The 7,826-nt window shown below is 59.8% G+C and carries 11 protein-coding genes and 1 tRNA gene; 8 read left to right on the top strand and 4 right to left on the bottom strand.

All coding sequences use genetic code 11. The features are described 5' to 3' along the window. Window positions 1–79: 79 nt before the first annotated feature. On the top strand, window positions 80–541 hold the full coding sequence (locus tag LC354_RS25130) for a hypothetical protein (RefSeq protein WP_223428710.1): 462 nt from the start codon (window positions 80–82) through the stop codon (window positions 539–541). After that, complete coding sequence (locus LC354_RS25125; RefSeq protein WP_223428709.1) at window positions 534–983, top strand: MarR family winged helix-turn-helix transcriptional regulator; 450 nt, start codon at window positions 534–536, stop codon at window positions 981–983. The genes LC354_RS25130 and LC354_RS25125 overlap by 8 nt, the downstream gene beginning before the upstream one ends. Window positions 984–1,076: 93 nt before the next feature. Here the strand turns inward: LC354_RS25125 and LC354_RS25120 are convergent, their stop codons facing one another. Both LC354_RS25120 and LC354_RS25115 read right to left on the bottom strand, forming a co-directional pair. After that, window positions 1,077–1,775 carry an NAD-dependent deacylase gene (locus tag LC354_RS25120; RefSeq protein WP_223428708.1) on the bottom strand — a complete coding sequence of 233 codons (699 nt, stop codon included), beginning with the start codon at window positions 1,773–1,775 and terminating at the stop codon, window positions 1,077–1,079. A gap of 125 nt (window positions 1,776–1,900) precedes the next feature. After that, complete coding sequence (locus LC354_RS25115) at window positions 1,901–2,863, bottom strand: LysR family transcriptional regulator (RefSeq protein WP_223428707.1); 963 nt, start codon at window positions 2,861–2,863, stop codon at window positions 1,901–1,903. 166 nt (window positions 2,864–3,029) lie between these two features. Between LC354_RS25115 and LC354_RS25110 the strand changes: the two genes are divergently transcribed. The 6 genes from LC354_RS25110 (at window position 3,030) to LC354_RS25085 (ending at window position 6,243) form a co-directional block, all read left to right on the top strand. Continuing rightward, on the top strand, window positions 3,030–3,920 hold the full coding sequence (locus LC354_RS25110) for a carbon-nitrogen hydrolase family protein (RefSeq protein ID WP_223428706.1): 891 nt from the start codon (window positions 3,030–3,032) through the stop codon (window positions 3,918–3,920). Between the two features lie 149 nt (window positions 3,921–4,069). Beyond that, window positions 4,070–4,288, top strand: coding sequence for a translation initiation factor IF-1 (infA, locus tag LC354_RS25105; protein ID WP_223428705.1), 219 nt, complete (start codon window positions 4,070–4,072; stop codon window positions 4,286–4,288). 9 nt (window positions 4,289–4,297) lie between these two features. Continuing rightward, the gene (locus LC354_RS25100) at window positions 4,298–4,867 is read left to right on the top strand and encodes a Maf family protein (RefSeq protein WP_223428704.1); all 570 of its coding nucleotides are present in this window, start codon (window positions 4,298–4,300) and stop codon (window positions 4,865–4,867) included. Continuing rightward, window positions 4,864–5,886 carry a ribonuclease E/G gene (locus tag LC354_RS25095; RefSeq protein ID WP_223428703.1) on the top strand — a complete coding sequence of 341 codons (1,023 nt, stop codon included), beginning with the start codon at window positions 4,864–4,866 and terminating at the stop codon, window positions 5,884–5,886. Before LC354_RS25100 ends, LC354_RS25095 begins: the two co-directional genes overlap by 4 nt. Continuing rightward, window positions 5,883–6,065 carry a DNA gyrase inhibitor YacG gene (locus tag LC354_RS25090; protein ID WP_223428702.1) on the top strand — a complete coding sequence of 61 codons (183 nt, stop codon included), beginning with the start codon at window positions 5,883–5,885 and terminating at the stop codon, window positions 6,063–6,065. Before LC354_RS25095 ends, LC354_RS25090 begins: the two co-directional genes overlap by 4 nt. 103 nt (window positions 6,066–6,168) lie before the next feature. Then, window positions 6,169–6,243, top strand: a tRNA-Phe gene (locus LC354_RS25085). Window positions 6,244–6,274: 31 nt separating this feature from the next. On the opposite strand, the gene LC354_RS25080 is transcribed toward LC354_RS25085, so the two are convergent. Continuing rightward, window positions 6,275–7,387: a tyrosine-type recombinase/integrase gene (locus LC354_RS25080; RefSeq protein ID WP_223428701.1), complete on the bottom strand. Its 1,113-nt coding sequence runs from the start codon at window positions 7,385–7,387 to the stop codon at window positions 6,275–6,277. After that, a complete protein-coding gene (locus tag LC354_RS25075; RefSeq protein ID WP_081893890.1) occupies window positions 7,387–7,623 on the bottom strand; it encodes a hypothetical protein in 237 nt (78 codons plus the stop codon). The genes LC354_RS25080 and LC354_RS25075 overlap by 1 nt, the downstream gene beginning before the upstream one ends. Between the last annotated feature and the right edge of the window lie 203 nt (window positions 7,624–7,826).

Genomic DNA, 7,826 nt, shown 5'->3' with positions numbered 1-7,826 from the left:
AGACGATGTCATCAAGCAGTACCTGGAATTACATTCCGACAAATGATGCCTCCGGCGTCAGCCGGTGGTCCTTCACTTGATGCGTATTGGAAAGGCCGAGATCAACGCCACGCCTGACGGTATTGATGTTGGCGGGCCATTCCTTGAGGCCCTGGCCGCAGTGGGCGTGTTCAGCCGGGAAGCGGCGTCGGATATCTCCAATCCCGGCACCAAAGGCGCGATCGAACAAACCACGACGGCCATCGACAGTGCACCGGCACTTGTCACCATAAACACAAAAGGCAATGCCCGTGTCGATCAGATCGAGGCGGGGGCGGCGTGGCTGCGCTTGAACCTTGCAGCGACCGGGGTCGGCTTGGCGTTGCGTCCCGTCAGTCAGGCGTTGCAGGAGTACCCCGAAGTTGCAGGGCCTTACGCGGCCATCCATGAAGGGTTCGCGGGCCCTCAAGAGACTGTTCAAATGCTGGGTCTTCTGGGATACGCTACACGTACGCCGCGCACGCCGCGCTGGCCATTGGAGGCAAAACGCCTGGATGCCTGACGACGATTCTTCTGTCCTTTTTGATGTCTTCACAGAGATCGGGATTATCGAACAGCTCAGCCGCGCGTATCTTGAGGCGCGGCTGCCGGCGGGTTTGATTGCGCCGCACTTTACGGTTCTCAATCACCTGACCCGCGTGGCGGATGGGCGCACACCCATTGATATGGCCCGCGCGTTTCAGGTGCCCAAGACCTCGATGACCCACACCCTCAAGGGATTGCTTGCCCATGGTTTGATCGAGATCCGACCCAACCCGGAGGATGGCCGCTCCAAGACTGTCTGGCTCACGGATGCGGGCCGTACATTGCGCGCACAGGTGATCGCGGTTCTGATGGTGGATTTCAAAAAGCTGATGGCGGATTTTGACCTCGGTCCATTGCAGCAGGCCAAGCCGGTCTTGACGGAATTGCGCAAACATCTGGACGCTGCCCGCGATACTTGAGCCGCCGCAGAGCACTTGGGGTGGTGCACTGTCACTCCGTCCAGCTGATCAACCTGACGGCATTTTCATCGGCACGCGTTGCAGTCACTGCCGTCAGCCGTTCAGGATGCTTTCCACCCATTCCGGCACTGTCTGGGACGCTTTGCCGGGGCGCGTCTCTTCGAACAGGTTCACCGTCATTGATGGGTCGAGGTTCATTTCGACCGTTTTGGCCCCCGCATAGGTGGCCAATTGCACGAAACCTGCCGCCGGATAAACATTGCCCGAAGTCCCGATAGCCGCGAAGATATCGGCCTGTGACAATGCCGCCTCGATCCGGTCCATGTGATAGGGCATCTCGCCAAACCAAACGATATCCGGTCGTGCGGAGGGGGCGCCACAGGCGGGGCACGCGTCTCCCACTTGCATCTGCAATGGGGCGGGCCATCGGTGATCACAGGCGCCGCACAGGGCGGAGTTCAGCGCGCCGTGCATATGGACGACATCCGTGCTGCCCGCTTTTTCGTGCAGGCTGTCTACGTTCTGGGTGACCAGCAGAACGTCACCGTCAAAGTCTGCCTGCAAGCGCGCCAGCGCCCGGTGTGCCGCGTTTTCCGTGGCTTCAACCGCCTGAGCGCGGCGCGTGTTGTAGAAATCCATGACCAGCTGCGGGTCGCGCGCGAACCCTTCGGGCGTGGCCACATCTTCGATCCGATGTTGGGCCCACAACCCGCCTTCGTCGCGGAATGTGCCCAACCCGCTCTCTGCGGAGATGCCCGCGCCGGTCAGAATGACGATAGAAGGATGTGCCATGGATGTACCTCGCTTGCCTGATCCCCCCATCTGATCAAGGCGTAAGCCGGAACACAAGCGCTCAGGCCCGAACGACCTTGCAGGGGTCCGGATTTGCCAGCGTCACGCCATGATCCAACCCCAAGTCAGGCTTCGAGCAAGCGCAGGTCACCGGCCAGCCAGGGCAGTTTTCCCAGCGCAGGTTCGATCATGTGGGTCTGTATCAACTGCCGCATGGTGCGCGCCACGTCCGTCGGTACATTCCCGGCCCAATCCGCGCTGGCATAAAGCGAAATCGTGCGCGAGAACGGTTTGACCGGCAGCGGGAAAGCGTCGACCTGATCATGAAAGCGCCCGGCGCGCATGAAACCAAGCGGGGTCGTCACCGCCCAGCCGATACGCCGTGCAACCATGGCCATCAGTGCCAGATGGCTGCCGATCTCAAAGCGGTCGGGGAGTTCCAGTTTCTGCCGGGCGAGGTGCGCTTCGATCTGTCGCGAGATCAGTTGGCCGCGCTCATATCGCAAGAAGGGCAAATTGTGCAGAGCTGCAAGCCTGTCATCGCCCTGTATCCGACCTTTTGGAGCCACCAGAATGAACGGATCGCGTGCCAGCGGATATTCCAGAACCCCGTCGCGCATGGCGCCGTCACTTGCGGAGATCGCGATATGCAGCTGTTTGTCCGCAATCGCTTGCAGGATTTCGTGGCTGGGGGCGGTTGTCAGAGTGAATTTGCAGCGGGTCAGGTTATCGGCGAGGATCGTGACGAGGCGGGGCGTCAGATCGTTCTCGAAATCGTCGATCACGCCAATGCTGAGCGCAGACAGATGTGCCAGATCCATGACTGTCAGTTCAGACTGTGCCAGTCTGAGTTGCGACAAGGCCGCCTCGGCCCGCGTCAGAAAGCTCAACCCGGCCGGGGTCAGCCGCATGGGTCGCTTCCCGTGGTCGATGAGGTCGGTCGCCAGCGCCGTCTCAAGATTTCGCAATTGCTGGCTGACGGCCGGTTGGCTGAGCCCGGTTGCAGAGGCGGCCTGCGCCACGGATCCTGTCGCCGCCAGTGCTTCGAACACTTCCAATCCGCGCAAAGTGACGCCTTTAGCCAGCATGATCCGATTTCCCAGCGGTTTTATCTTTTGTGAAAGTGATCCGTACTCAGGTCAAATAAAAAAGGCAAACCCGACCATGCAGGTTCAATTTTTGTTAAACTGTGGTCATCGCGTCCCCATCGGAATCCGCTTGCGTGATTTCTGCGCAGTCGGCAAACTGAAACTCATGAAAATTGCGACAGCTTCTTACCCGCTCGATATTTTGGATCACTGGCAGGCCTATCGGGACAAACTGACCTCTTGGGTCGATCGGGCCGCGACGCAGGGCGCGCAGTTGCTTGTCTTTCCGGAATACGGGGCGATGGAATTGGCGACACTGGCCGGACTGGATGTTGCGGGCGATCTGGAGGCATCTTTGCATGCAGCGTCCGATCGTTTGCCCGAGGCGGACGCGTTGCATGCTGAGTTGTCGGCGCAATTCGGTGTGCACATTCTGGCCGCGTCCGCGCCGTCAACCCGTGACCTGCCGCCGGGTGTCACGCGCCCGGTCAACCGCGCGTGCTTGTTTGCGCCGGGCGGCGGCGTGGGTGTTCAAGACAAACAGATCATGACGCGCTTTGAAGCGGAGGAGTGGGATGTGGCGCCGGGCGGGCCGTTGCAAATCTTCGACACGGCCCTCGGCAGAATCGGCATCCTGATTTGCTATGATGCGGAGTTTCCCTTGTTCGGCCGGGCCTTGTCCGACGCAGACATGATCCTCGTGCCTTCGGTGACCGAAGCCCTGACAGGTTATTCGCGGGTGCGGATCGGGGCACAGGCCCGGGCGTTGGAAAATCAGTGCGTGACCGTGATGTCGTCTGTTGTGGGCGATGCGATGTGGTCCGACGCTCTCGGCACATGCGTTGGGGCAGGGGGGGTCTTTGGCCCGCCCGATCGGGGATTCCCGGCGACGGGTGTCTTTGCGGTCGGGGAATTGAATCAGCCCGGATGGGTCTATGCCGATGTCGACTTGGATGTCGTGGCGGAAGTGCGGCGGGACGGCGGCGTCCTCAACCGGCGGGACTGGAGCTATCAAGACGGCCGGATAGATCCGGTGGGTTGCGCACGCGTCTTTTGATGCTGTTTTGCGGGGGCAGTTTGTTCTAGGGTACCACAGTTTAGCGGCACAGGAGCCGCGTCGCGCTTTATCCCTTGAAATTATGGTCCGGGAGGCGCATTTAGTGGCGCGTCTGCATATATGGCAGACGATGTTATTAAGGAGAGACCATGGCCAAGGAAGATACGCTCGAATTTCCCGGTGTCGTAAAGGAACTCCTGCCAAATGCGACGTTTCGGGTCGAGCTTGAAAATGGCCATGAGATCATCGCACATACGGCAGGAAAAATGCGCAAGAATCGCATCCGCGTTCTGGCAGGCGACAAGGTTCAGGTGGAAATGACCCCCTATGACTTGTCCAAAGGCCGCATCAACTACCGTTTCAAGTAACTCTGTTACATGGCTTTTGTACTGGGATCCGGAAGCCCGAGACGCCTTGAGCTGCTCGGGCAATTGGGCATTGTGCCTGACGCCGTTCGACCACCCGACATTGATGAAGACCCGCTGAAAGGCGAATTGCCCCGTGCCTATTGCATGCGCATCGCGCGCGAAAAGGCTGCGGCGGTCCAATGCGCGCCGGGCGATGTCGTGTTGTGTGCTGATACGACTGTTGCCTTGGGGCGCCGTATATTGGGCAAGCCCGCAGACGTCGGCGAAGCCGAAGCGTTCCTGCGTCTGATGTCAGGGCGTCGTCACCGTGTCATTACTGCCGTGGCTGTCCGCAAGGGGGACCAGATGTGGGCCAGAGAAGTGGTCAGCGCCGTTCGGATGAAAGCTCTGTCGGACGATGAGGTCAAAGGCTACCTAGCTTTGGACGATTGGCAGGGCAAAGCAGGCGGATATGGCATACAAGGACCAGCCGGTGCATTGATCCCCTGGATCAGCGGATCGTTCACCGGGATCGTGGGCCTTCCCCTGGCTGAAACCGCGGGCCTGTTGCAGGCCGCAGGAATGAAGGTATGGGCATGAAGGGACGTCAGATTTTGCTGGACCATGTACAGGGGCGCGAAGCTGCGGCCCTGATGGTTGATGGCCAGTTGCACGATTTGCTGATCGACGGCGATGCCCCTCGACCGGGTACGATTTACCGTGCGGTCACCGACAGGCCCGTCAAAGGGCAGGGCGGTGTGTTTCTCAAGACGCCGGACGGTGCCGCCTATCTGCGTGGCGTCAAGGGAATCGATCAGGGTGAAATGTTGCATGTGCAGGTGACGGGCTACGCCGAGCCTGGCAAAGCCATCCCTGTCACGCACAAGCTGCTCTTCAAGAGCAGATATGCCATAGTAACACCGGATGCGCCGGGGCTGAACCTGTCGCGCAGTATCCGGGACGATGACGTCCGCGATGGCCTGATGCTGTTGGCACATGAGGGGATGGAAGGCTGTGAAATGGGTCTGATCCTGCGGTCCGCCAGCGCAGAGGCCGATCCGGACGAGGTGGCCGAAGATATTGCCGCCATGCGTCAGCTTGCCGAAGACGTGACGGCAGATCTCGTCGAGACACCCGCGGTATTGGTGGCGGGAGATGGTCCGCATATTCTGGCATGGCGCGACTGGGTCGCGTCGGCAGATGTCGTGACTGAGGTCGGCTGTTTTGAAAACCACGGCGTCATGGAGGCGATTGATGCGGCACAGGATCCTCGCGTGCCGTTGGGCGAAGGATCGTCGATGTATGTCGAGGCGACCCGCGCCCTGATCGCTGTGGACGTGAATACCGGGGCCGACGGCTCTTTTTCCGCGGGGCTCAAGGCGAACATCGCCTGCGCCCGGGCCTTGCCGGTAGCGTTGCGGGTGCGCGGCCTCGGCGGCCAGATCACCGTTGATCTGGCTCCCATGCCCAAGAAGGAACGCCGCGCGTTCGAGGCGAGTTTGCGCGCGGCCCTGCGCGGCGACGATGTAGATACGGTCATGGCAGGCTGGACCCCGCTTGGACATTACGAACTGCAACGCAAACGGGCGCGATTGCCATTGACGGAGGTGCTGGAATGATCTGTCCAATCTGCGCTAATGCGACAGACCAGAAATATCGCCCGTTCTGCTCGCGTCGCTGCGCGGACATTGATCTGGCGCGCTGGATGAGCGGCTCATACGCTGTGCCGTCTGACTCTGACGAGGACCCGACCGAAGCAATGGATGCGACCGATCAAGTGGCCGGTAAACCGCATTGAATTCGGAAAGCGTGTTATGCGCGGAATAGAGGCAAAAAGCCTCTGGACACCCCAGCACGGAGGCCCTAGAACCCGCTCACTCGAACGTTCGTCGTTCTCCCGTGCCCGGGTAGCTCAGGGGTAGAGCAGTGGATTGAAAATCCTCGTGTCGGTGGTTCGATTCCGCCCCCGGGCACCACTTAACTCTTTGATATAATGGTAGGTTCTGCTCATGGCTGATCCTCGTTTCGGTCGGGTTTGACGCTTTTCTGCGAAGGTTTGACACTTTCGGCCCGCCTTCGGTTCTCTTCTTCCAATGACGCCATAGTCTCGCGGTTCTTGTCGGCAAGGTTCGCGGAACGCGAATAGTGCCGCGCAATGGACGGAGTTTTCTGCCCCAGCAGGTCCGCGATGCGGCGTTCATCCAAGCCCGCCTCGCGCAAAGTCGTAGCCACCGTGTGCCGCAAGCCCTTGAGGGTCAGTCCTTTTTCGATAAGGCCTTCATTCTCAAGGGCGGTTTTGAAGCGGTACCAAACAGTCGAAAAGCCGTTGTAAGTCCACGCCTCACCTCGAGAATTGGAAAGCACAGTCTCGGCGTCGTGGTTAGGCATGCGATCAAGCGCCGCTTGAAGGGTCGGGCTGACCGGAATCGCGACTTCTTCGCCTGTCTTGCCGCGCACGCCCCAGATCGTGCCGCCTTCGACCTGATCATTCCGCAATCTTAGGGCGTCGGACGGGTCGAGGCCGGTGTTCATCATCAGGGCACGGGCCACGCGCACATGTGGCTTGGCCTTGCCCAAGACAGTGTCTCGCTCCTCGATGGACCAAGGGCGGTTGGCATAGGCGCGGTCGCGCGGGCGTCGCTTGGGAATGACGTCTTTGGCGAAGTTGGCGGAGATAAGACCCTTCGGGATGTTGTAGCGAAACACCTCGCTTAAAAGCGTGCGGACCATGTTCGCCCGCCGCCAGCCAATCTTCTTCGCGGCCTTGTCGTGGATGCCCGCAATCAAAGGCGTGTCGATCACATGGATCGGAGTGTCGCGGATCGGCTCAAGGAAGTCCGCGCAATTGCGATAGTCGCGCCGGGTCGCCTCCGCCAGGTTCTGATAGTGCTCAGTCTCGAAATAGGACTGGATCAACCCGCCAAGGGTTCCGGCTCTTGGAGCTTTCACCCGCTGAGCTTCAGCGATGGCGCGGATCGTCTCACATTCTGCAAAGAATTCGGCAGAGCCAATCGGCGCGCGGGTCAGGTCAACCGTGTGGCCGGTCTCTCGGTGGTAGCATCGCTGCTTGCCGTGCCGGTCCTTGAAAATCTTGAACCCCTTGACCCGCACCTGTGTCATCAAAGGCGGTCCAGAATGGTGTCGCGGGTGTCGGTCACGGCCCCGGACTTCACATCATCAATCCAGAGATCGAGGTCACGGCGATCCCAAAGCAACGTACCTTGCTTCAACTCAACAGGGCGCACGGGACAAGCCGCCTTGAAGTGCTTCACCGGCAACCCGGCATAACTCGCGGCCTCGGACTGCTTCAGCATGCGCTTGTCGATCACGCTGATATTGAGATTGGTCGTCGCCATAACCAGACACCCCCGTCAATTCGCCACCGAGCCCTCGGCCGCTTTGACCTTGGTCGCGTTCTTTTGAAACCGCTCCCAGCCGCTCATCGTTAACATCTTGGTCTTCGATGAAATCTCCACGAACTCTAGGCAGCACACCCATTAATTCTTGTTTGATTGCATAGTTTTGTGATTCAGTTTCGTTCAAACAACGGGCGGGAGGA

This window comes from Tateyamaria pelophila (genome assembly GCF_019966495.1).
Taxonomy (GTDB): domain Bacteria; phylum Pseudomonadota; class Alphaproteobacteria; order Rhodobacterales; family Rhodobacteraceae; genus Tateyamaria; species Tateyamaria pelophila.
Note: the sequence above shows the minus strand (reverse complement) of the source record. Positions and strands in the feature narration are given on the sequence as shown.